This is a genomic window from Streptomyces sp. NPDC059897 (assembly GCF_042730865.1).
Classification (GTDB): domain Bacteria; phylum Actinomycetota; class Actinomycetes; order Streptomycetales; family Streptomycetaceae; genus Streptomyces.
This window is the reverse complement of the sequence record NZ_JBHWKQ010000053.1, coordinates 1-21,986: the sequence shown is the minus strand read 5'-3', so window position 1 is coordinate 21,986 and position 21,986 is coordinate 1. Positions and strand designations below refer to the sequence as shown.

Below are 21,986 nucleotides of genomic sequence, written 5' to 3'. Positions count from 1 at the left end.
GCACCCCCTCTCATCGGTACTCCGAAAGCCGGCGCCCGATGCCGAACACCGCGCCCGCCGCGGCGAGCACCGCCAGCACCGCGGCGCCCACGGGCAGTCCGGTCATCGCGTCGCGGCCGCCGCTCGCCTTGTCACTGAACTGACGCTGCTCGTGCACGAGGGCCGTGTCCAGATTCTTGTCCACCAGATCGAAGCATTCACCTGTCGGCTTGTCCTTCTTCGAACCGATGATCTTGTCGAGCGCGCCCTGGTAGTTGCCGGAGTCGTCCTGCGCGCGTGCGTCCTGGTGGCGCTTGCGCCACTCCTTCATGCTGTCGTTCGCCTTGGTCACGGGCGCCCGGCCCGCGGTGTCGCCCTCGTCGTCGGCGAGCGCGTACGCGGCGTTCAGCTTGCCGGCGAGCTCGGTCATCTCCTGCTGGAAGTCGACGTCGTACTTGTCCTTGGTCTCGCCCTTCACGGACACCGTCTCGGCGCCCCGGCTGACCAGTGTCAGGTTCTCGCTGCCCCGCGCCTTCAGGGACGCGATGCTCGCGTCGTGCAACACGTTCAAGGACCGTACGCCATGGTCGTAGGAGGCACTGAGTCCGCTGCGCGCCACGGTGTGACCGACGACGAGCCACAGCAGCACCACGGTGGACGCGGCGGTGGCGGCGACCAGACCCTGGTTGAACACCCGGTTCGTACGCCGGTAGTTGCGCCGCTGCGCCCACGCGAGGCCCGCGAGAGCGAGCACGCCGAGGGCGATGGCGATCCACGGGTAGGGCGTCGCCGAGTCGTAGTCGTTCCGCAGCCGCTGGTTCTCCGTCTTGTAGAGGTCCTCGGCGGCCGGGAGCATCTCGGTCTGCATCTTCTCGTTCGCGTACCGCAGATACGCGCCGCCCAGCGGGAAGCCCTGCCGGTTGTTGGCCCGGGCCCGCTCGATGAGGCCCTTGTACTGCGGCAGCAGCTTGTTCAGCTCCGCGATCGTCCCCGCCGAGCGGGTGCCGGGGTCGGTGCTCGTCGCCGCGGTCACCAGCTTGTCCGCGGCCCGCCTGATGTCCCGCTCGTACCGGTCGCGCACCGCCGCCGGTTCCTGGCCCCCCGCCAGGAAGCCGCTGGACGCCGCCGTGTTGGCGTCGGCGAGCGAGCGGTAGATGTCGGCGGCGTCGGCGCTCAGCGGCTGGCTGGAGTGCAGCACGTCGTCCGCCGCCGCCGAGCGGTCCGTCATCTGCCAGGCCGTCGTCGCGCCGAACGCCACGACGAGCAGCGCGAGCACGGCGCCGATGATGCGCAGCCGGCCCGGCTCGGTCGTGGCCCCCGCCTTCAGCCGGTCCACGCCCTCGGCCCAGGCGGTACGCCGCCGGGGCGCGGGCGCGCCGGGTGGCCCGGGCGGGCCGCCCCGCTGTGGCTGCGGTGGCACGCCCGGGACCGGTGGCGCGGCGGCGGGGCGCTCTGGTGGCGCCGCGCTCCCGTTCGACGGGTATGTCACTTCGACCCTCCCCCATGGTCGTACGTCGAGCGCAAGTATCGCTTCCGCGACTGACATCCGCACGGGCATTCGCTGGATCTTGTGCGGAAGCGCTCCGCTGGGGAACACGTGGGGGGCTGGGGTTCGGTTCCCCTTTTGTGTGCGCGGCGCCGGGGTTGGGGTCGCGGGGCTCCGCCCCGGGCCCCGCTGCTCAATCGCCGCAGGGGCTTGATATGTGCCCGCGCCTCAATCGTCGACGGGCTCTGATTTGTAGTGGGTTCGTACTCGGGCGTGCATCTCTGGAGGCGCTCCCGTCGCGTCCAGGCCCAGCAGCGCCGCGCCCAGGACCGGGGGTTCTGTGACCACCCGGGGGGTCGCTCGCGGGGCCTGCTCGGACAGCAATGTACGTACGCGGTCGTTGAGTTGAGGGTGCTGAGCCGCCAGGACGCTGCCGCCCAGGAGGACCGGGGCCGCGTCCTCCAACAGGTCGAGGCGGCGCAGCGCGACCGTTGCCATCGACACCACCTCGTCGGCCATGCGGTCGACGAGGGCGCGGGCCACCGGGTCGCCGTCGGCCGCCGTCGCGAAGAGGACGGGGGTGAGTTCGTGGCGGCGGGACGTCGGGATGTGGCCCAGGTGGAGCGCCTCGATCAGGGCGTACATGGAAGGGAGGGCGAAGTGGGCGGGCAGGGCGTGCATCAGGGCCGTCGGGTCGCCGCGGCCGTCCTCCGCGCGTGCGGCGAACCAGATGGCCTCCTCCGCCAGGCCGCCCCCGCCGCCCCAGTCGCCGGAGAGGCGGCCGATCGCGGGGAAGCGGGCCGTGCGGCCGTCGGGGAGCATGCCGGCGCAGTTGACGCCCGCCCCGCACACGACCGCGACGCCGCGCGGTTCGGCGTCCTCCAGGAGGCCTGCGCGCAGCACGGCGAACGTGTCGTTGCGGACGTCGACCCGGGAGCCCCAGCGGCGGGCGGTCAGGGCGTGCGCCAACTGCCGCTCCTCCACGGGGAGGTCGGCGTTGGCGAGGCATGCCGAGACGTGGTCGACCGATGTCACCCCCGCTTGCGCGAACGCCCGGTCGACCGCTTCGGCCAGGACGTCGACCGCCGGTTCGGCGTTCGTCCGGTGCGGCTGGAAGCCGCCGCCGCGGGCCGCGCCGACGACGGTGCCGTCGGCCGCGACCACCGCGACGTCGGTCTTGCTGTTCCCCGCGTCGATGGCGAGGACCGTCATGCCCACGGGAGGTGCTCCCGGTTGTGTGCGATCAGTTCGTCGGTGAGCTTCTCCGCGTACTCGATCTGGCCGATGAGGGGGTGGGAGAGGAGCGCCTTGAAGACGCGGTCCCGGCCGCCCTTGAGGGCCGCGTCGAGGGCCAGGTCCTCGTACGCCGTGACGTTCGCGATCAGGCCCGAGTAGAGGGGGTTGAGCGGCGGGACGGGCAGCGGCTTCGCGCCCTTCGCGTCGACCGATGCCTGGACCTCGATCACCGCGTCGTCGGGGAGGAAGGGGAGCGTGCCGTTGTTGTACGTGTTCACCACCTGGTGGGGCGAACCGCCGCCGCCCAGCAGGGAAGCGGCCAGGTCGACCGCCGCCTCGCTGTAGAAGGCGCCGCCCCGCTTGGCGAGCAGTTCGGGCTTCTCGTCGAGGGAAGGGTCCGCGTACATCTTCAGCAACTGAGCTTCCATCTCCGCCACTTGGGCGGCCCTGGAGGGCTTCGTGCGCAGGTCCCGTACGACCTCGTCGTGCTGGTAGTAGTAGCGCAGGTAGTAGGACGGGACGACGCCGAGGCGGTCGACCACCGCGCGCGGCATGTGCAGGTCCTCGGCGATGGCGTCGCCGTGCTCGGCGATCAGGCGGGGGAGTACGTTCTCGCCTTCGGGGCCACCGAGGCGGACGCCCAGCTCCCACGTGAGGTGGTTGAGGCCGACGTGGTCCAGGTGGACCTGTGCGGGCGCCACGTCGAGGAGCTTCGCGAACTTCCGCTGGAAGCCGATCGCGACGTTGCACAGGCCGACGGCCTTGTGGCCCGCCTGGAGCAGTGCGCGGGTCACGATGCCCACCGGGTTGGTGAAGTCGATGATCCAGGCGTCCGGGTTGGCGCGGCGCACCCGTTCCGCGATGTCGAGGACGACGGGGACCGTGCGTAGCGCCTTCGCGAGGCCGCCCGCGCCGGTCGTCTCCTGGCCGACGCAGCCGCAGTCGAGCGGCCACGTCTCGTCCTGGTTGCGGGCGGCCTGGCCGCCGACGCGGAGCTGGAGGAGGACCGCGTCGGCGCCGGCGACGCCCGCGTCCACGTCGGACGTCGTACGGATGACGCCCGGGTGCCCCTGCTTGGCGAAGATGCGGCGGGCGAGGCCGCCGACGAGTTCGAGGCGGTCCGCGGCCGGGTCGACGAGGACGAGCTCCTCGATCGGCAGCGTGTCCCTCAGCCGCGCGAACCCGTCGATGAGTTCGGGTGTGTAGGTCGATCCTCCGCCGACCACGGCGAGCTTCATAGAAATCCCTTAGCCCTTTACTCCGGTGAGGGTGACGCCTTCGACGAAGGCCTTCTGTGCGAAGAAGAAGACGAGGCAGACCGGCGCCATCACGAGCAGTGTGGCCGCCATCGTCAGGTTCCAGTTGACGCTGTGCGCGGACTTGAAGGACTCCAGGCCGTAACTCAGCGTCCAGGAAGCGGGGTTCTGGGCCGCGTAGATCTGAGGCCCGAAGTAGTCGTTCCAGCAATAGAAGAACTGGAAGAGGGCGACCGCGGCGATGCCCGGCTTGGCCATCGGCACCACGATCCGCAGCAGCGTGCGCAGCTCGCCGCAGCCGTCGACCTTCGCCGACTCGATGTACTCCTTCGGGATCGTCAGCAGGAACTGACGGAGCAGGAAGATCGAGTACGCGTCGCCGAACGCCATCGGAATGATCAGCGGCCACAGCGACCCCGACAGGTGGAACTGCTGCGCCCACACCAGGTACATCGGGATCACGATGACCTGCGGCGGCAGCATCATCGTCGAGATGACGAGGAGCATCGCCGTGCGCCGCCCGCGGAAGCGGAACTTGGCGAGCGCGTAGGCGACGGGTATCGCCGAGCACACGGTGAACAGCGTGCCGAGGCCCGCGTAGAGCAGCGAGTTCTTCCACCAGTCGAGGAAGCCGTCCGTCTGGAGGACCGCCTTGTAGTTCTCCCAGTGCCAGGAGTCCGGCCACAGGTCGCCGCTCATCGCCTGCCCGTCGCTCATCACCGAGGTGAGGAAGACGAAGACGAAGGGGAGGACGAAGAGCAGCGCCACGGCGATCGCGATGCTGTGCACGGCGATCCAGTGGAGGACGCGCTGGCGGCGGGCGCGGCGCGCTGCCGGGCCGCGCTCGGGGGCGGACCCCGAGGCGGTGACGGACGGGGCCGGCGTGAGTGTCGTAGTGGTCATGTCGATCAGTCCTCCGCCGCGAGCAGACCCGAGCGCTTGCGCATGAGCAGCGAGGTCACGGCCATGGCAATGGCGAACAGGACGAGCGAGAGCACGCACGCCGCGCCGGTGTTGAAGTTCTGGAAGCCCATCGAGTAGACGAGCTGCGGGACGGTGAGCGTCGAGTGGTCGGGGTATCCCGGCTGGATGACGGTGCCGGGGCCGATGGAGACGCCAGAGGCGATCTTTCCGGCGACGAGGGCCTGCGTGTAGTACTGCATCGTCTGCACGACGCCCGTCACCACGGCGAACATGACGATCGGGGTGATCGAGGGCCACGTCACGTAGCGGAACTTGGCGAAGGGTCCCGCGCCGTCGAGCTCGGCGGCCTCGTACTGCTCCTTCGGTACGTCGAGCAGCGCGGCCATGAAGATGACCATGAGGTCGCCGATGCCCCACAGCGAGAGCAGGACGAGCGAGGGCTTGGCCCACGTCGGGTCGTTGAACCAGTTGGGTCCTTCGATGCCGACCTTGGCGAGCAGCTCGTTGACCGGGCCCGAGCCCGGGTTGAGGAGGAAGACGAAGGCGACGGTCGCGGCCACCGGCGGCGCCAGGTACGGCAGATAGAAGGCCGTCCGGAAGAATCCGACACCGCTCTTGATCTTCGTGACGAGCAGTCCGAGCGAGAGCCCGAACACCACGCGCAGCGCCACCATCACGACGACGAGCCACACCGTGTTCCACAGCGCGGGCCCGAACAGCGGCATGTCCCGGAACACGTACACCCAGTTCCGCAGCCCCACGAAGGTGGGCGCCTTGATCTGGTTGTAGTGCATGAACGAGAAATAGACGGTGGCGAGCAGCGGATAGGCGAAGAAGGCGCTGAATCCGATCAGCCAGGGGGAGAGAAAGCCCACGGTGCGCAGTCTGCGGCGGGCAGGCCTGGAAAGGGTGAGTGCCATACGAGAATGTCCCGTTCCTCAGTTCTGCGACTGCAGGGTGTCGGCGTCGATGAGTTTGTCGAGGCGCCGCAGACCCGACTTCAGGTCGCGGACCTCACCGGCCTCCTCGCCGTAGGAGAAGTCCTGCAACTGCGTGATGTACATGCCGCCGTTCGCCGAGGGCGGCATCACCTGGCTGTGCTTGTTCTCCGCGATGTCGAGGAAGGTGCGGAACGTCGGATCGGCGTCCAGCTCCGGTGACTTGAGCGCGGCGAACGTGGACGGCACGTTGTGAATGGCGTTGGCGAACTTCACGACCTGGTCGGTGTCGGAGGTCAGGAACCTCACCAGTTCCCAGGCCGCGTTCTGGTGCTTGCTGCTGTGCGCGATACCGGCGACGGTGCCGGTCAGATAGCCGCGCCCGTACGTCTCCGCCTGGTCGTCGGGGACGGGCAGCGGGGCGACGCCCCAGTCGAACTTCGCCTTGGCCTCGTTCAGCATGAGCCCGCGCCACTCGCCGTCCATGTGCATGGCGAGCTTTCCGCTCAGGAAGGCGTTCTGGTTCGACATCTCGTCGCCGAACGAGGTCCGGAACCGCTCAAGCGCCTTGTATCCGCCCTGCGCGTCCCGGAGTTTCCTCGCGGTCCTGAAGAATTCGTACGAGGCGGGCTCCTCGGCGAGCCGTGAATTCCCCTTCTTGTCGAAGTACTTGGGGCCCCACTGGGCGAACAGCCGGTCCGGGCTGTTCTGGTAGAGCCGGAAGTCCGGCATGAATCCGACGCGCTTGTACGAGGAGCCGTTCTTGACGGTGAGCTTCTTGGAGTCGGCGACGAACTCGGACATGGTCCGCGGCGGCCGCTCGATGCCCGCCTCCTTGAAGGCGTCCTTGTTGTAGTACATGCCGAAGGCGTCCGCGAGCAGCGGCAGCGCACACTGATTGCCGCGGTAACTCGTGTAGTCGAGAAGCGACTTCGGAAAGACCTTGTCCTTGTTCAGTCCGGTCTTCTTCATGAACGGGTCGAGGTCGGCCCACATGCCGGAGTCGCAGTACTGGCCGACGTTGTTCGTGGTGAACGAGGAGACGACATCGGGGGCCTCGTCGCCACCGGCCCGCAGGGCCTGATTGGTCGTGGCGTCCGTGACATTGCCGGTGGCCTCGACCTTGATGTTCGGGTGCAGCTTCTCGAAGCGGGCGATCGATTCGTTGATCGCCTTCACCTCGCCGGGCGCCGACCAGCCGTGCCAGAACTTCAGCGTCACGGGCTTCGTCGGGTCGTCGGCGGCGCTGCCGGTACTCGGATTGGCGCAGCCGGCGAGCAGCAGTCCGGCCGCGGCGAGCCCTACGGGCGCGCGCAGGGGTATGCGCCATCGCGGCATGGCGAACGTCCTTTACGTGTACGGGGGTTGGGGTGCTGTGGAGGGAGAGGGGTTACGCGGGGGTGCTGGTGTCGAAGACGGTGGCGCGGGCCTGGGTGAGGGCGGTGCGCAGGGCGCCGGTGAGGATGGGGTCGCCGGGCAGGTCGCTGATCCGCAGCTGGGGGCGGGGCAGAGCGAGCCCGGTGAGCTCGGCCTCGACTCGGTCGCGCAGGGCGTCGCCGCCGCACCGGGCCACCTGGCCGGACAGGACGACGAGTTCGGGGTCGACGACGGCGACGACGGCGGCGAGGCCGGTCGCGAGCCGCCGGGCGACCTCGTCGAGGACGTCCTGCGCGGCGAGCGCCTCGCCCAAGTCCTTTACCCCACCGGCCAGTTCACGGATCGCTGCGGCGGCGACGAGGCTCTGGAGCCCGCCGCCCCCGTCCGAGCGGGCGACGGAGTCGGAGCCGCCGCGCGCCAGGGGAGCCCCCGGCAGCGGCATGTAGCCGATCTCGCCCGCGCCGCCGGTCGCCCCGCGCAGCAGCGTTCCGCCGAGCACGATCGCGGCGCCCACACCCTCGTCGACGTAGGCGAGCACGAAGTCGTCGTGGTCCTGCGCGGCGCCCTCGTACTGCTCGGCGACGGCGGCGAGGTTGACGTCGTTCTCGATGGAGACGGGGGTGCCGAGCACCTGCGCGAGGTCGTCGCGCAGCGTGCGGGAGTGCCAGCCCGGGAGGTGCGGGGCGTAGCGGAGCTGTCCGGTGTGCGGGTCGATGGCGCCGGGGGTGCCGATGACCGTGGCGGTCAGGTCGCCGTGCCCGAGCCCGGCCTGGGCGAGGGCCCCGTCGACGGCCTCGGCGACGAGCTGGGCGGTGCGGTGCCGGACGTCCTCGCTGACGGCGTGGGCCTCGATGCGGCGGCGGCCGCGTTCGGCGCCGGTGATGTCGGCGACGACGGCGGTGATGCCGGTGGGGTCGGCGGAGAGGGCGGCGACGTGCGCGGCGCCGGGGTCGATCTCGTACAGCAGGGCGTTGGGGCCGGGCCGTCCGCTCTGGCTGCCGGTGGTGCGCACGAGCCCGGCCGCTTCGAGGCGGCCGAGGAGCTGGGAGGTCGTCGGCTTGGAGAGCCCGGTCAGCTCGCCGATCCGGGTGCGGGTGAGCGGGCCGTGGGCGACGAGGAGGTCGAGCGCGGCGCGGTCGTTCATGGCGCGCAGGACGCTGGGGGTGCCGGGGGTGCCGGCCGCGGTGTGGACCATTGCGGGGACCCGCCTCCTCGTACTGTTAGGAAACTTTCCTATCGGGGTGCGAGGAAACTAAGCCGCCCGTACGGGTGCGGTCAATAGGGGAGGGGCCGCGCACTTCACGTGCGCGGCCCCTCAAGGCGCGGAGAACACCCGCGCGGGACTCGCGTAGGACACCCGCGCCGGAAAGCTGCGCGGGACAGCGAAAGCCCGGATCGAAGTCAGGCTGAAATGCCTTCGATCCGGGCCAGGGCCTCGTCCGCGCCGAACGGCTGCAAGTAGGGCAGCCAGCGCGGATCCCTATGTCCGGTCCCGATGATGCGCCAGGCCAGGCCCGACGGCGGAGCCGGTTTGTGGCGCAGACGCCAGCCGATCTCCACCAGGTGGCGGTCGGCCTTCGTGTGATTGCAGCGGCGGCACGACGCCACCACGTTCTCCCAGGCGTGCTGACCCCCGCGACTGCGCGGGATCACGTGGTCGACGCTGGTTGCGACGCCACCGCAGTACATGCACCGGCCGCCGTCACGGGCGAACAGTGCGCGTCGGGTCAGAGGAACGGGCCCCCGGTAGGGAACCCGGACGAACCTTTTGAGCCGGACGACGCTGGGAGCGGCGACGGTACGTGTTGCGCTGTGCATGAAGGCGCCGGACTCCTCGAGGCACGTGGCCTTGTTCTCGAGGACGAGTACGAGCGCGCGGCGGAGCGGTACGACGCCAAGGGGCTCGTACGACGCGTTGAGGACCAGGACATGCGGCACGGATGCCTCCTTGTACGCCGGCGGCGCGTGGCTCGCGCCGGGACGATCTCCTAGCCAGTCTCCCCTCACGGCTGGTCATGGCGCCACCATGTCCGCGTAACGGCCTTGGAGTGTTTTCGACCACAGGGAACCTCATTCCCGGTCCTGGGCCGGTGAAGTCCCCTGCTGCGCCACGCGGCTTCACGTGAGCACCGTCTCTCCGTCGAATGTGACGATGATCCACACACAATGCCCCGTTAGTGTGGTGGGTCTGCCCGCTCCTGTCCCCGAGCATCGTCCCGAGGCGGGCAGATGGCTACGCCTGGAGGTACCTGCCGTGATCTTGTCCGTCCTGTCGGAAACGGGGGCGAGCGACGCCTCGTCCGACCCCGCGAAACCCACCCTCAAGGACGCCCAGGAGCAGGCCGGACAGGCCGCCGGCTGGGTCGAGCAGAACTGGTCCACCTGGCTGAGCGTGGGCCTGCGGATCCTGCTGATCATCGTCATCGCCTTCGTGCTGCGCGCGGTGATACGCCGCGCCATCACCAAGTTCGTCGACCGGATGAACCGCCGCAGCGAGAGCGGTGCCACCACCGCACTCGGTGGTCTTCTTGTGAACACCGAGCGACGGCGCCAGCGCTCGGAGGCCATCGGCAGCGTGCTGCGCTCCGTGGCCTCGTTCGTGATCCTCGGCACCGCGGCCCTCATGGTGCTCGGCGCCTTCAAGATCAACCTCGCGCCGCTGCTGGCCTCCGCCGGTGTGGCCGGTGTGGCGATCGGTTTCGGCGCGCGCAACCTCGTCACCGACTTCCTCTCCGGCGTCTTCATGATCCTTGAGGACCAGTACGGCGTCGGGGACTCCATCGACGCGGGCGTCGCCTCCGGCGAGGTCATCGAGGTCGGCCTGCGCGTGACGAAGCTCCGGGGCGAGCAGGGCGAGATCTGGTACGTGCGCAACGGCGAGGTCAAGCGGATCGGCAACCTCTCCCAGGGCTGGTCGACCGCGGCCGTCGACGTCACCGTCCGCTCCGACGAGGACCTCGACAAGGTCAAGGACACGTTGACGGCGGTCGCCGAGGACATGAGCAAGTCCGAGCCGTGGAACGAGATGCTGTGGGGCCCGGTCGAGGTCCTCGGCCTGGACAGCGTCCTCCTCGACTCCATGGTGGTCGGCGTCTCCGCCAAGACGATGCCCGGCAAGGCCCTGACCATCTCCCGCGAGCTGCGCTGGCGCATCAAGCGGGCCTTCGACGAGGCGGGCATCCGCATCGTCGGCGGCATCCCGATCCAGCCGGAGGGCGAGACCCCGGCCGACCCGACGGCCGGCATGTCGGCCCCGTCGGCCTACGCGTCGTCCACGTCACCGCAGTCACTGGCGGCGTCGCCGATTCCGCCGGCGAATCTGTCGAAGTAGGCGGCTGTCGGTACGGCGACGGGGGTGCGGGAGACGGTTCTCCCGCACCCCCGTCGTCATGTCTAGGTGGCCTGGATGTGGGTCTCAGTGTGAACGCCGGCTCGCTCCTCCTCGGGCATCCCGATCCGTCGATGCGCCGCCCGTACGATGTCGCCGGCCTCCTGGACGGCCCGCTCCCGCACCTCGGGGTCCGGGCTGTTCACGGCCTCTTCTGCGGCGTGCAGCCTGCGCGCGGTCTCCGGATGCCGTTCGATCTCGACGATCACGCCCCACTGCCGATGGAACATGCGGATCGGTACGACACTGTCCTCGTCGCCTGCTCGTACGAACGCCCTCTGCAGGTCCTGGAAGAACTCGGGCAGCCGGGACGGCGCGACGGTGGCCACGGCCTGCCGCAACGCGGGCAGCGTCAGCCCGGGTGCGGGAACGAGAGGGCTCTCCTGTGGCACGGGCCCACGCCAGCGCCATTCCCGTCGCACCTTCTCGTCGACGAGCGAAGAAGGCTCGGACGGGGCGCCGGTGGCGCAGGCGTCCCAGTCCGCGTACACGGTCTTCCCCACGGTCCGGGGCGCCCAGCCCCAGCGGTCCGCGAGCATCGACACCAGTAGCAGGCCGCGTCCGAACTGGTCCGTGCCGTCGGCCGCGCGCGGGCTCGGCGGTCGTTCGCCACGCGGGTCGCTGACCTCTACGTGGAGCACGGTGTCGGTGGTGTGGAGGTGCACGCGGATCAGGCGGTCGCGGAGGCTGCCGTGGAGCAGCGCGTTCGTGAGCAGCTCCGACACGACGAGCGCCGCGTCCCCGGCCAGGCCCGGGTGCCCCCACTCGGCCACGAGCCGCGCGGTACGGCGGCGGGCGAGCGGGACGCTGCGGGCCACGGGTGTGTAGTCGACGGTGTCGGCGTGGCGGACAGCGCCTTGATCGCCTTCGGATTCGGGGTCGGCCATGACGCGCACCTCCTTGTGCGGTCGGGTGGTCGACGGTGGCTCTGCCGCGCCTGCGGGTGGGCAGGTCGGTGCACTTCCGCCAACTGGTTGCGCCGGGTGGCTTGTTGAGTACGGAACGTAGCGGGACCGGTGGGCTGGGCGCAATCGGCTCGGAGACAATTGTCCCCAACGAGTGATGGTCGTCGACGAGACGACGCTCACTGGGCGACACTGAGCCGGTGAATCGACCGGCACAACTTGGCAATCGGGTCTCAACTGTGTTGGGGCGAAGGCTCGGTGGTGAGCTTCTGCGGCTGCGCGACGCCGCGGAGCGGACGCAGCAACAGGCGGCCGAGGCCATCAGCGCGACCAACTCGAAGATCGTGAAAATGGAGCGCGGGTGGGTCCCCATGCGGGATCCGGACATCCGCGCGCTGTGCGAGTTCTACGGTCTGGAGGACCGCAGTGCCGTGGCCAGGCTGTCCGAGCTGGCCAGGCTCGACCGCGAACGCCGCAAGGCGAAGGGCTGGTGGCAGCAGGCCCCCAACGCCGGGACCCTGACCGAGTACATCGCGATGGAGGACGCCGCCAGCCAACTGCGCACCTGGCAACTCTCCCTGGTTCCCGGGCTGTTCCAAACCCCTGAGTACGCCAGGTCGCTCGCGGTCAGTGAGGGAGCCGGTGTCTGGGAGGATCCCGACGAGATCGAAGGTCTCGTGGAAGTGCGCATGCGCCGACAGGAGCGGCTGCACGGCGACCGCCCCTTGCAGGTGTACGCCGTCGTGTGGGAGGCGGCGCTCCGGCAGTTGATCGGAGGCGTCGCCGTCATGCGGGCTCAGTTGAAGCACCTGATGAGCGTGGCCGAACTGCCGAACGTCCGCCTTCAGGTCCTGCCGTACCACGCAGGTGGACACCCCTGCATCACTGGACCGTTCACGATCGTCTCGTTCGCGGAATCCGCGGCGGTCGACGTCGTCCACGCCGACACGATCGCGTCTACGGTGTGGGTGGAGAACGAGGCCGAAAGCGCCGCGTACAGCGACTTCTTCGACCGCACCGCCCGCCTGAGCCTCGCACAGCGCGACTCGACCGAGCTCATCGCCAAGATTCACCAGGAGATCTGACCCGTGTCCCAGTTCGTCTTCGTCAAGTCCAGCTACAGCAACACGGGCGGAGAGTGCGTCGAAGTCGCCCGTAACGTTCCCCGGACCGTGGCGGTCCGCGACTCGAAGGGTGTCGACGGGGTCATAGTCCGGGTCACCGCGGCCAGTTGGGTTCGCTTCATCAAGGAGCTGCAATGAGTCGGGGGCTGAAAAGACCGCCCCGGCGCATCCGGGCGCCCCGTCAGTCCGCTCCATGTCGCGTGAGGATCGCCGAGTAGGCGCCCTCGGCCGCACGGCCCGGAGCCGTGCCGGGTGGGGTGTGTGCGAGGAAAGAGGTGGTGGGTCCGTCCTGCAGAATGCGTCCGTCGTAGAGGACGGAGACATGGTCCGCTTCCTCGGCGAGATCCGCGATGTCATGGGTCGACATCAGCACGCGTATGTCACCCGTGAGGCCGCGCAGCACGTCCCGGAAGACGCGACGTTGGCGAGGGTCCATCCCCGCGGTCGGCTCGTCCAGGAGGAGTACGCGGGCATTGTGGACCAGGGCGCCGGCCACGCCTACGCGGCGCAGTTGGCCGCCCGAGAGCTGGCTGGTCTTGGTGTCGGCTTTGTCCGTGAGCTCGACCCGGGTCAGGGCGCGGCGGGCCTCCTTCCATGCGGAGTCCTTGCGCATGCCCTTCAACCAGCCGATGTAGGCGACGTACTCGCGAGCGGTGAGGGACGGCATCCGCACGATGTCCTGTGGCATCCACGCGACTGACCGACGGTACGCGCTGGTCGTGGAGGCCAGACCGTCCAGGGAGATCGAACCCGAGGCCGGCCGGTGCACCGAGGCGGCGAGTTTCAACAACGTTGATTTTCCTGCCCCGTTCGGGCCGAGCAGGATGGTCAGCCCTTCAGGGAGCTGGTAGGAGAGGTTGGCCAACACCGGGGGCTTGCGTCGGCTGTACGAGTACGTGCACGAATCGATTTCCAGGGTCATGCCTTCAATGTCCTTGCGGTACGGAGCTGGATGCTCAGGCCGATCACGAGAGCGAGGGCGGCGCCCACGGCAGCGTGTGGGGTACCTGGCGGCTCCGGCACCACAGTCCACCAGGCGGGGTCGTTCGTCGAGCGGAACCCGAGCAGGCAGACGGCCAGGAGCCAGCCGACAGGTACGAGTGATGAGGACAAGCCCATCAGCGGCCGGGCGCTCAGCATCAGCCCGACGAGGAAAGCAGTGTTGCGAACCGCTGCCAGCGGCTGCCCGTCCTCGACCCACAGAGCCGTGCAGAAGCTCAATACTCCGGAAGCCAGCACGGTCGCCAGACTGAGCGCCACGTCCAGTACGGCGATGGGACGGACCCCGGTGGTTTCCGGGTCGCGGGCCCGTGAATCCAAGCAGTGCGCGAGGGCCGCGATCAGAGGCACGGGCACGAACAAGGTGAGGACGACATGTGCGCTGCCACCGGTGAGAGAGGGCAACATCACCGTGACGTTGTGCACCAATGCGAGAAGCAGCGTGAATGCCACGAGCGCCGCGACCAGCACGGTGTGCGTCTGCCGCGCCTTGAACCACCAAGTCATGGCGTCCTCGCACAGGAGTGGGTCACAGCCTGCTCGAACCAGCGGGCCTGCGAGGCGGCCGGCTGCTCACGCACCTTCCTCACCTGTGCCGTCAATGTGGCCAATGCCTTTGCACTGTTGTCCACTTGAGGGTCGTCCTCGGCCGCCATCCGCCGCTGGTAGACGTCGGCCTGGCCTGTGACGGCGGCGGCCCACAACATGGCGGGGCGCGCCTCTTCCGTGTCGGGCCGTGAGCAGGGGAACCGAACGGCGGCGGCAAGGAGTCGATACCGCACCCCGTTCTGACGGACGGCATCCGTCAGGGAGACGCGCCAGACACGGTCGGTCGAGGGGCGGCCGAAGCGGCCGTCGACGATGCGGTCCGTGATGACTGCCGGCTTCGCAGGGACACCTGCTTCGGAGAGTGCGGTGAGTACGGCCACGGACTCACGTCGTACGCGTGCGATGTCGGCGGGGGACGTCTCTTCGGGCATGCAGACCCGAGGGCTCTTCCCGAGGCACCGCATGTCTACTTGTCCGGTGAGCAACGGCGGGTTGGGACCCCAGTCCGCGGTCATTCGGTGGGCGAGAGCGGGCCCACCGACCGCCACGGCCACGCAGAGCACGGCCCGCAGGGCCGCGTAGCGGATTGGCAGCCACCACAGGGCAACCGCGAGGGCGAGCCCGCCGGTGAGCAGAATGTGAGGAAGGAGCGAGCTCAGGGAGGCGGCCTCGCCGTAATCCATGTCGGTCGGGTACTGGCCGAGGACATGGCGCAGCCAGAACGTGTCTGTGGCCCAGGAGAACGCCACGGCGACCCAGACCACGACAGCGAGGATGGGGGCGGCGATCACAGGATTGAGACGCATCCCGATCGCGAAGCCGATAGCACTGTGCGCGCAGCAGAGCAGCAGGGCCATCACGAGCGGGCCGAGAGACGGCAGAGTCGGGAGGGTGCCCGCGCTGCCGAGGGCCAGCGCCACCGGGAGGCACAGCATGAGCCAGGCCAGGAGGAGGGCTGGGGTGAGTGCGTTCAACGCGATCCGGTAACGGGAACGGGCTGGCGCCAGGAGCCAGACCCCTGACCGTGCGACCCGCCCGCTCTCCCAAGCGGCCAGTCCCGCCGCGACTGCGTAGGCGACCGCGTAGACCGTGCTGATGGACGTTGATGCCAGTGCGGGCGCGTAGTGCTCTGCCGACGGCATCACGGACAGCCCGTTGCCGAAGTAATAGAAGAGGGCGAGTCCCAGTGCGAATGGTGCTGCCCAACGCGCGCTGCTCGCGCTCAGGTTGGTACGGAAGTTCACGTGGCTCTCCAGGGCCGAGGCAAGGGCGCCACGCTCTGCGCGTGACGCCCCAGCAAGGTGTTTCCAGGCCTCAGTTCTGGTCGGCCGCGCTTGTGTCCACAGTCACCTTGGTCACCCACAGCAGACCGTCACCATTGCTGCCGACGTCCTGGAGGCGGAAGTAGTAGTTGTCCGACGGCAGGCCGTGCCATTCGCCCATGCTCTGTGCCGAATTGCCGTTGAAGCAGTTGGTGAACGTCTTGGTGCCGTGATTGTTGTCGGGTGACGCCAGGTTGTCTTCCCAGATGGCGACTTCCGTCTGCTTGGTGTTGCTGGGCGACTGTATGGCGCAGTCTGTGAACCACAGTTGCGAGTAGCTCGAATCGTCCCAGCGGCGGGACTCGAATCCCCTGCCCGCGCTGCCGATCGAGCCGGACCAGTTGGCCCACGCCGCCGGCGCCCCTGCAAGGATCAGAGCGGATGTGATTCCGATGATTCCTGCGACTCTCTTCCTCGCTGACATGCTCTCGGACATGCGTCCCCCCCCAGGGAGTTATGGATGAGAAGAGGTCATCCGGAAAGTGAATCTCCGGTGAACGGCGTAAAGTTATGGTGCTGCCGTGAACGCGTCAACTGATCTCTGGGGTTGGCCGAAATGGTTGGCCGAGATGCGTCAGTCGCGCTCGGACGCCACCCCGTACGCCCCCACCGACCACAACGAAAACCCGTACTGCGTCGCCCTCTTGTCCCCCACGACCCGCACGAAGCGCACGTCTTTCGCGTCCATCCGCACCGACTCGTGGCCGCCCTGGCCGTCGCGGACCGTCGCCGCCGTGCGCCACGTGCGGCCGTCGGGGGAGGTCTGGACGCGGTAGTGCTTGGCGTAGGCGTCCTGCCAGTGGAGGGTGACCAGGCCGAGGCGGGTGGGCTCGGGGAGTTCCACCTGCCACCATTCGCCGTCCTTCACGGGGGAGGACCAACGGGTCGTCGCCTTGCCGTCGTTGGCGTCGGAGGCCGGGAAGTCCGGGGTCTCGTCGCCCGACGAGGAGGCCTTGCCGGAGCGGGCCAGGTCGGGGCCCGCCGTGCGGGGGTAGGCGCGCACCGAGAAGGTGCGGGTCTCGTCGCCGAAGCGGAGGGGGATCTCGTACGTGCCCGCCGGGGTGGTCGAGGGGACCGTCACCTTCACCGGTACGTCGACCTTGGTGCCGCGCGGGAGTTCGGACTGGTCCGGCAGCTCGACCTTGATGCCGTGCGGGGCCTTCGCCGTGAGTTTCCCGCGCACGTTGTCGGGCCGCTGCCCGGTCAGGTGGGCCGTCACCTGCTCGGTCCTGCCGCCGATCTCCAGGTCCGCCTCGGTGCGGGCCAGGGTGACGGAGGCCGCGGGGGAGTCCGCGTACCAGGGGACGATGTGGGCGACCGCGTCGTCGGACGCGCCCCGCACGCGGACCGCGTCCGCGCGCGTGTTGTGCGCCTTCAGTTCCGTGAAGCCGCCGTCCGCGAGCGAGCCGATCCGCTTCCAGCCCTCGCCGGGGACGTGCGCCTCGACCGTGCCCGAGGTGTCGGGGTCGGCGAGGACCGTGACCGTGGACAGGGCGCGGGGGCGCGGGAGTTCGGCCTTCGTGCCCTTCGACGCGTCCGCGCGGTCCGTGCCCGACCAGGCGGCGAACCCCTTCTCGGCCCGCTTCAGGAAGGGGTCGAGGACGCCCTTGCCGACCGTGACGTTCGACTTCTTCACGTCCTCGCGGAGGGCGGACAGGCGGCGTGCCGCCTTCCATGCCGCCGCCTTGTCGCCGCGGCCCGCCGCCTCCAGCATGTCGACGGCGGCCTCGCCCGCCTGCCCGTAGCGGCCCAACTTGTCGGCCCAGGGCCGCACTTCGGAGTCGAGGTCCGTGCCGTCGAGGGCCGCGGGCGTGCGGCGCATCTGTGTGAACGCGTCCCGCAGGGCCTTCGCCGCCGCCTTGTTGCCGTCCGGGTCCGTCGTCGTGCGCGCCTTCCAGAACGCCGAGATCAGCGGCTTCAGATACGCCGACTCGTCCGCGCCGAGCACGGACGACGCGTCGTTGCCCGCGAGGGCGTGCAAGGCCTCCTCGGTCCGCTCGTCGCCGTCCGCGAGGTCGTCGATCGCGGCCTTCCAGGACTCCTGCGCCCGGTAGTCGCGCGGGTTCCAGGCGTAGTCCGCCGTCGTGAACAGCGGGATGCGGGAGGCCGCGGGCTGCTCCATCGCCGTCGCGAGGACCGCAGCCGAACCGGAGGCCACGGCGGGCTCCCGGCCCATGTACGGGCCAAGGAATATCCGGTCCTGCGCGAAGTCGTTGACCGGGTAGTTGTCCATCGTGAGCAGCTTGTGCCCGCCGCCGAACGCGCTCTGCACGCCCGCCAGTTCACCGCCGGTGATGGTGCGCGGCACCACGCCGACGCCCGTCCACGCGACCTCCACCGCGTCGTCCAGATCGCGGGAGAGTGCCGTGCGGTACTCCGTCGCGCCGTCCTGGTAGTACTCGGTCGGCATCAGGGACAGCGGCTCGGCGCCCGGGTGCCGGGCCGCCATGTGCTGTGCCACCGCGTTCGCGACCTTCGCCTGCGCCTTCGCCGCGGAGTCGGGCCCGGAGCCGAACTCCCGCGCGTCCGACTCGCAGTGCCACTCGCTGTACGACACGTCCTGGAACTGGAGCTGGAACGCTCGCACCCCGAGCGCCCACATCGCGTCGAGCTTGCGGGTCAGCGCCTTGATGTCGTCCGGCGACGACATGCACATCGCCTGGCCGGGGGCCACCGCCCAGCCGAGCGTCACGTGGTTGGCGCGGGCCCGCTCGGCGAGCCTTCGGAAGTCGGCGCGCTGGTCGGCCGGGTACGTCTCGCGCCAGCGGGCCTGGCGGTACAGGTCGTCGCCGGGCGCGTACAGATAGCGGTTCTGCTTGGTGCGGCCCATGAAGTCGAGCTGCTCAAGACGCTGCTCCGTCGTCCACGGCGTGCCGTAGAAACCCTCCGTCAGACCGCGGACCGCCGTGCCCGGCCAGTCCCGTACGACGACTCCCGCGACGGTCCGCCCGTCGATCAGCTGCCGGAACGTCTGCGCCGCGTGGAACAGGCCGTCGTCCCCGACGCCCTCGATGGCGACGGTCGGCGTGCCGGCCGCGCGGCCCACGGCGAGCCGGTAGCCGCCGGACGGCAGATCGCCGCGGGCGCTCGCGCCGAGGCCCCGCAGCGTCGCGTCGAGCGGGCCCGTCCGCCCCTTGCCCGAGTCGGGGCGGTAGTCGCCCGCGCCACTCCTGACCTGCGGGGACTCGGTGGCGAGCCGCACCACGAGCCGCGCGCCCCGGGGCACGTCCGCCTCGGCGTGGACCTGCCGGACGTCCCGCGCCCCCGCGTCCTTCAGCGCCTTGAGCAGCGCGTCCACCGCGTACGGGTCGGAGCCCCGCGGCACCACGAGCGTCACCTGGTCCGGGACCTCGACCCCGGCCGCCTCGTCCGACGCCTTGAGGGACTGCGGGCGCGGCCACACCGCGGGCAGCTTCGCGTCCGGCTTCAGGTCGCCCGTGGTCGTCCCCGGCCTCGGGGGAGCGGCCGCGGCACCCGTCGCGCCGCCCAGCGTCCCGGCGATGACGGCGACCGCGAGGGCGGCCGCCCTCTTCCTGCGCCGGAGCTGCACGGCGTACTCCTCATTGGTCCGAAGCCGATGCCGGTTCGAAGCCGATGTGGGTTCGAATCCGACTCAAGAGGCACAAGGATAGAAGGGAGGCGGCCGTCGATGGGCGGGAACCGGCCCTACCGACGAGTTGCCTGGTCGGACGGGAGTTTTTTCGGTTTCCCCGGCCCTCTGATCAAGTTCCTTTCGTCATACACAATGTGACCAGCAACACGTTGTCCCACGGAAAAGGTCTGCGCCCGTACCTTCTGGGTAGGGCTCCGACTCCCGACGCCTTACGACGAAGGAGGCCCCCGTGGCCGCATCAGCTCAGCTCCTGCTCTCGGCCCTCTCCAAACAGGCGGACCTCAGCATGCTCGACGACGCCGACGTCACCAGCACCTCTTCCTTCGAATCTCCCCTCACCAGCGAGCCCGCCTTCACGGACTACGCCCCCCTGACTTCCGAGCCGCCCATGAACGACGAGGCGCCGCTCACCTCCGAGCCCACGCCGAACGGCCTGGCCGCGGGCTGCCCGAGCGGCCTCCTCTGAGCCCATGACGCAGGCCCGGGTCGCCGCGCTGCACGGAGTGGCCACCTCCTACTCCCCGGCGCCGGGCCGCACCGTCCACGCCTCGGACACGGCGGTGGCGGCGGCCCTCGCGGCGCTCGGCGTGGACGTCACCGCCGACCCCGCCGAGGCGCCCGAGCGGCTGCTGCCGCCGACCGTGGTGGTGTGGGCCGACGGCAGCGTCCCGCACTGGGCGGCGCGCCTGCCCGCGGGGGCCGAGCTGCGGCTGCGGCCCGAGGGCGGGGACCGCTTCGACCCCTGGGACCCGGGCACCGCGACCCCGCCCGGCGCGCACCGGCTGCGCGTCGCCACGCCCGACGGGCGCACCGCGGAGGCCCACCTCATCGCCGCGCCGCCCACCGCCCCGGCCCCGCCGCCGCGCACCCACGGCCTGCTGGTCCAGCTGTACTCGCTGCTGTCCTCGCGTTCCTGGGGCATGGGCGACCTCGCGGACCTCGCCGATCTGGCGTCCTGGTCGGCCCGCACCCACGGCACCGGATTCGTCCAGGTCAACCCGCTGCACGCGGCGGTGCCGAGCGGCCCCGAAGGCGGCACGGACCCCTCCCCGTACCGCCCCTCCTCACGCCGCTTCCCCGACCCCGTCCATCTGCGGATCGAGGACATCCCCGAGTACGCGTACGTACCCCAGCACGCCAGGGAGGCCGCCCGGCTGCGCGAGGCGGTGCTCACCGGGGGCGGACTGATCGACCGGGACGCGGTGTGGGCGCTGAAGCGGACGGCGCTCGAGGCGATCCACGCGGTGCCGCTCACCCCCGGCCGCCGCGCCTCCTACTGCGACTTCCTCGCCGCGCAGGGCACGGCCCTGGAGGACCACGCCACCTACTGCGCGCTCGCCGAGGTGCACGGCCCCGACTGGCACGCCTGGCCGGCCGCCCTCCAGGACCCGCGCTCGGCGGCCACCGGCCGCGCCCGCCGGGAGCTGATGGACCGCGTCGACTTCCACTGCCGCCTCGCCTGGCTCACGGACGGGCAGCTCGCCGCCGCGCAGCGCGCCGCGCGCGAGGCGGGCATGCCGGTCGGGCTCGTGCACGACCTCGCGGTCGGCGTGCACCCCGGCGGCGCCGACGCGTGGGCGCAGCGCGACGTCTTCGCGCAGGGCATCAGCGTGGGCGCGCCCCCGGACGCGTTCAACGCGCGCGGCCAGGACTGGGGCCTGCCGCCGTGGCGCCCCGACCGGCTCGCGGAGACCGGCTACGCCGCGTTCCGCGACCTGCTGCGCAATGTGATGCGGCACGCGGGCGCCGTCCGCATCGACCATGTGATGGGCCTGTTCCGGCTCTGGTGGATCCCCGAGGGCGAACCCCCGACCGAGGGCACCTACGTCCAGTACGACGCCGAGGCCATGCTCGCCGTGCTGCTCCTGGAGGCGGCGCGCTCGGGCACGTACGTCATCGGGGAGGACCTCGGCACCGTCGAGCCGGGCGTGCGCGGGACGCTGCACGCGCGCGGGGTGCTCGGCACGTCGGTGCTGTGGTTCGAGCGCGACTGGGACGGCGACGGGCGGCCCGTCCCCGCCGAGGCGTGGCGCACGGACTGCGTCGCCACCGCCACCACCCACGACCTGCCGTCCACCGCCGCCCGCCTGAGCGGCGACGACGTACGGCTGCGGGAGCGGCTCGGCCTGTCGACGGCGAGCGGGGCCGAGGCGGCGGCCGAGGTCGCGGAGTGGCTCGCCCTGTTCGCCCGGATGGGCCTGCTCGCGCGCGGGACCCACGACGAGGAGGAGGCGGTGCGGGCCGTCCACCGGTTCCTGTGGCGCACGCCCGCCCGGATGACGGGCGTGTGGCTGCCCGACCTGGTGGGCGACCGGCGCCCGCAGAACCTGCCCGGCACCTGGGCCGAGTACCCGAACTGGCGGCTGCCCGTCGCCGACGCCGCGGGCCGGCCCGTCACGCTGGAGGAACTGGCCGCGTCGCCCCGCGCGCACGCCCTGCTCGGCGTGTTCGCGGAGCCGCGCCCGGGAGCCGAAGTGCCCCTTACAGGCCCCCCGGACGCGCGGCCCGTTTAGGCGTTCGCTACGTTGGGCTCGTGGACAAGAAGAACGCCCTGCGCGCCGGCGCCCTGGCCTCCGGTACGACGCTGATGATGCTGCTGATGTCGTCCCCCGCGCTCGCGCTCACGCGCGACGACGGCGACGACCCGGGTACCGGCCTGAGCGTGATCGAGACGCTCGGCCTCTACGTGGTGACGCCGATCGTGCTGTTCCTGGTGATCGCCGGTCTGGTCGCGCTCGGCGACAAGTCCCGCAAGCAGCCGAAGCAGGGCTGAGGCTCAGCTTCCCCGAGGTTTCCCCGTCGAGGGGGCCCCCCCCCGGGGGGGCGGGGGGGCCCCCCCCTGGCGTGGGGGACGTGCCGCCCGCCGTCTCCAGGACGTCACGCAGAAGTG

The 21,986-nt window shown here is 70.5% G+C and carries 20 protein-coding genes; 6 read left to right on the top strand and 14 right to left on the bottom strand.

The features are described 5' to 3' along the window. Positions 1-10 precede the first annotated feature (10 nt). From ACFV9W_RS35100 to ACFV9W_RS35065, 8 genes are all read right to left on the bottom strand, one after another. Positions 11-1,468: a hypothetical protein gene (locus tag ACFV9W_RS35100; protein ID WP_385769367.1), complete on the bottom strand. Its 1,458-nt coding sequence runs from the start codon at positions 1,466-1,468 to the stop codon at positions 11-13. Between the two features lie 225 nt (positions 1,469-1,693). Next, on the bottom strand, positions 1,694-2,683 hold the full coding sequence (locus tag ACFV9W_RS35095) for an N-acetylglucosamine kinase (protein WP_385769366.1): 990 nt from the start codon (positions 2,681-2,683) through the stop codon (positions 1,694-1,696). Then, positions 2,674-3,939, bottom strand: a complete 1,266-nt coding sequence (locus tag ACFV9W_RS35090; protein WP_385769364.1) for a 6-phospho-beta-glucosidase — start codon at positions 3,937-3,939, stop codon at positions 2,674-2,676. The genes ACFV9W_RS35095 and ACFV9W_RS35090 overlap by 10 nt, the downstream gene beginning before the upstream one ends. Before the next feature lie 9 nt (positions 3,940-3,948). After that, the gene (locus ACFV9W_RS35085; RefSeq protein ID WP_385769362.1) at positions 3,949-4,860 is read right to left on the bottom strand and encodes a carbohydrate ABC transporter permease; all 912 of its coding nucleotides are present in this window, start codon (positions 4,858-4,860) and stop codon (positions 3,949-3,951) included. Between the two features lie 5 nt (positions 4,861-4,865). Beyond that, on the bottom strand, positions 4,866-5,801 hold the full coding sequence (locus ACFV9W_RS35080; protein WP_385769360.1) for a carbohydrate ABC transporter permease: 936 nt from the start codon (positions 5,799-5,801) through the stop codon (positions 4,866-4,868). An 18-nt stretch (positions 5,802-5,819) separates the two neighbouring features. Next, complete coding sequence (locus ACFV9W_RS35075; protein ID WP_385769358.1) at positions 5,820-7,157, bottom strand: ABC transporter substrate-binding protein; 1,338 nt, start codon at positions 7,155-7,157, stop codon at positions 5,820-5,822. Between the two features lie 52 nt (positions 7,158-7,209). Then, positions 7,210-8,391, bottom strand: coding sequence for an ROK family protein (locus ACFV9W_RS35070; RefSeq protein ID WP_385769356.1), 1,182 nt, complete (start codon positions 8,389-8,391; stop codon positions 7,210-7,212). Positions 8,392-8,597: 206 nt separating this feature from the next. Beyond that, on the bottom strand, positions 8,598-9,134 hold the full coding sequence (locus tag ACFV9W_RS35065) for an HNH endonuclease (RefSeq protein WP_326023161.1): 537 nt from the start codon (positions 9,132-9,134) through the stop codon (positions 8,598-8,600). Positions 9,135-9,450: 316 nt separating this feature from the next. On the opposite strand from ACFV9W_RS35065, the gene ACFV9W_RS35060 reads away from it, so the two are divergent. Beyond that, positions 9,451-10,527 carry a mechanosensitive ion channel family protein gene (locus ACFV9W_RS35060; RefSeq protein ID WP_385769354.1) on the top strand — a complete coding sequence of 359 codons (1,077 nt, stop codon included), beginning with the start codon at positions 9,451-9,453 and terminating at the stop codon, positions 10,525-10,527. Between the two features lie 62 nt (positions 10,528-10,589). Here the strand turns inward: ACFV9W_RS35060 and ACFV9W_RS35055 are convergent, their stop codons facing one another. Then, entirely contained in the window at positions 10,590-11,471 is an 882-nt protein-coding gene (locus ACFV9W_RS35055) for an ATP-binding protein (protein ID WP_385769352.1), read from the bottom strand. 260 nt (positions 11,472-11,731) lie between these two features. Here ACFV9W_RS35055 and ACFV9W_RS35050 point away from each other — a divergent pair, with 260 nt between their 5' ends. Next, entirely contained in the window at positions 11,732-12,574 is an 843-nt protein-coding gene (locus tag ACFV9W_RS35050) for a helix-turn-helix domain-containing protein (protein ID WP_385769403.1), read from the top strand. A gap of 3 nt (positions 12,575-12,577) precedes the next feature. After that, on the top strand, positions 12,578-12,751 hold the full coding sequence (locus tag ACFV9W_RS35045) for a DUF397 domain-containing protein (RefSeq protein ID WP_385769350.1): 174 nt from the start codon (positions 12,578-12,580) through the stop codon (positions 12,749-12,751). A gap of 43 nt (positions 12,752-12,794) precedes the next feature. Here the strand turns inward: ACFV9W_RS35045 and ACFV9W_RS35040 are convergent, their stop codons facing one another. The 5 genes from ACFV9W_RS35040 to ACFV9W_RS35020 form a co-directional block, all read right to left on the bottom strand. Continuing rightward, positions 12,795-13,535 carry an ABC transporter ATP-binding protein gene (locus ACFV9W_RS35040; protein ID WP_385769348.1) on the bottom strand — a complete coding sequence of 247 codons (741 nt, stop codon included), beginning with the start codon at positions 13,533-13,535 and terminating at the stop codon, positions 12,795-12,797. Further along, positions 13,532-14,119 carry a hypothetical protein gene (locus tag ACFV9W_RS35035; protein ID WP_385769346.1) on the bottom strand — a complete coding sequence of 196 codons (588 nt, stop codon included), beginning with the start codon at positions 14,117-14,119 and terminating at the stop codon, positions 13,532-13,534. The genes ACFV9W_RS35040 and ACFV9W_RS35035 overlap by 4 nt, the downstream gene beginning before the upstream one ends. Then, positions 14,116-15,405 (bottom strand): hypothetical protein, encoded by a 1,290-nt coding sequence (locus ACFV9W_RS35030; protein WP_385769344.1) that lies wholly within the window; start codon positions 15,403-15,405, stop codon positions 14,116-14,118. The genes ACFV9W_RS35035 and ACFV9W_RS35030 overlap by 4 nt, the downstream gene beginning before the upstream one ends. Before the next feature lie 70 nt (positions 15,406-15,475). Beyond that, entirely contained in the window at positions 15,476-15,919 is a 444-nt protein-coding gene (locus ACFV9W_RS35025; protein WP_385769342.1) for a hypothetical protein, read from the bottom strand. A 138-nt stretch (positions 15,920-16,057) separates the two neighbouring features. Beyond that, positions 16,058-19,033: a beta-N-acetylglucosaminidase domain-containing protein gene (locus tag ACFV9W_RS35020; protein ID WP_385769340.1), complete on the bottom strand. Its 2,976-nt coding sequence runs from the start codon at positions 19,031-19,033 to the stop codon at positions 16,058-16,060. A gap of 292 nt (positions 19,034-19,325) precedes the next feature. Here ACFV9W_RS35020 and ACFV9W_RS35015 point away from each other — a divergent pair, with 292 nt between their 5' ends. The 3 genes from ACFV9W_RS35015 to ACFV9W_RS35005 are packed head-to-tail and all read left to right on the top strand — an operon-like array spanning position 19,326 to position 21,869. After that, on the top strand, positions 19,326-19,562 hold the full coding sequence (locus ACFV9W_RS35015) for a hypothetical protein (RefSeq protein WP_385769338.1): 237 nt from the start codon (positions 19,326-19,328) through the stop codon (positions 19,560-19,562). Between the two features lie 4 nt (positions 19,563-19,566). Continuing rightward, positions 19,567-21,609, top strand: a complete 2,043-nt coding sequence (gene malQ / locus ACFV9W_RS35010) for a 4-alpha-glucanotransferase (RefSeq protein WP_385769336.1) — start codon at positions 19,567-19,569, stop codon at positions 21,607-21,609. 20 nt (positions 21,610-21,629) lie between these two features. Further along, the gene (locus tag ACFV9W_RS35005; protein ID WP_385769334.1) at positions 21,630-21,869 is read left to right on the top strand and encodes a hypothetical protein; all 240 of its coding nucleotides are present in this window, start codon (positions 21,630-21,632) and stop codon (positions 21,867-21,869) included. Positions 21,870-21,986: the final 117 nt, after the last annotated feature.

Bases quoted from the DNA above. Each gene is read 5' to 3' on its own strand.
- ACFV9W_RS35090 (WP_385769364.1), bottom strand. From the start codon at position 3,939: ATGAAGCTCGCCGTGGTCGGCGGAGGATCGACCTACACACCCGAACTC.
- ACFV9W_RS35085 (WP_385769362.1), bottom strand. From the start codon at position 4,860: ATGACCACTACGACACTCACGCCGGCCCCGTCCGTCACCGCCTCGGGG.
- ACFV9W_RS35080 (WP_385769360.1), bottom strand. From the start codon at position 5,801: ATGGCACTCACCCTTTCCAGGCCTGCCCGCCGCAGACTGCGCACCGTG.
- ACFV9W_RS35075 (WP_385769358.1), bottom strand. From the start codon at position 7,157: ATGCCGCGATGGCGCATACCCCTGCGCGCGCCCGTAGGGCTCGCCGCG.
- ACFV9W_RS35070 (WP_385769356.1), bottom strand. From the start codon at position 8,391: ATGGTCCACACCGCGGCCGGCACCCCCGGCACCCCCAGCGTCCTGCGC.
- ACFV9W_RS35055 (WP_385769352.1), bottom strand. From the start codon at position 11,471: ATGGCCGACCCCGAATCCGAAGGCGATCAAGGCGCTGTCCGCCACGCC.
- ACFV9W_RS35040 (WP_385769348.1), bottom strand. From the start codon at position 13,535: ATGACCCTGGAAATCGATTCGTGCACGTACTCGTACAGCCGACGCAAG.
- ACFV9W_RS35035 (WP_385769346.1), bottom strand. From the start codon at position 14,119: ATGACTTGGTGGTTCAAGGCGCGGCAGACGCACACCGTGCTGGTCGCG.
- ACFV9W_RS35025 (WP_385769342.1), bottom strand. From the start codon at position 15,919: ATGTCCGAGAGCATGTCAGCGAGGAAGAGAGTCGCAGGAATCATCGGA.
- malQ (WP_385769336.1), top strand. From the start codon at position 19,567: ATGACGCAGGCCCGGGTCGCCGCGCTGCACGGAGTGGCCACCTCCTAC.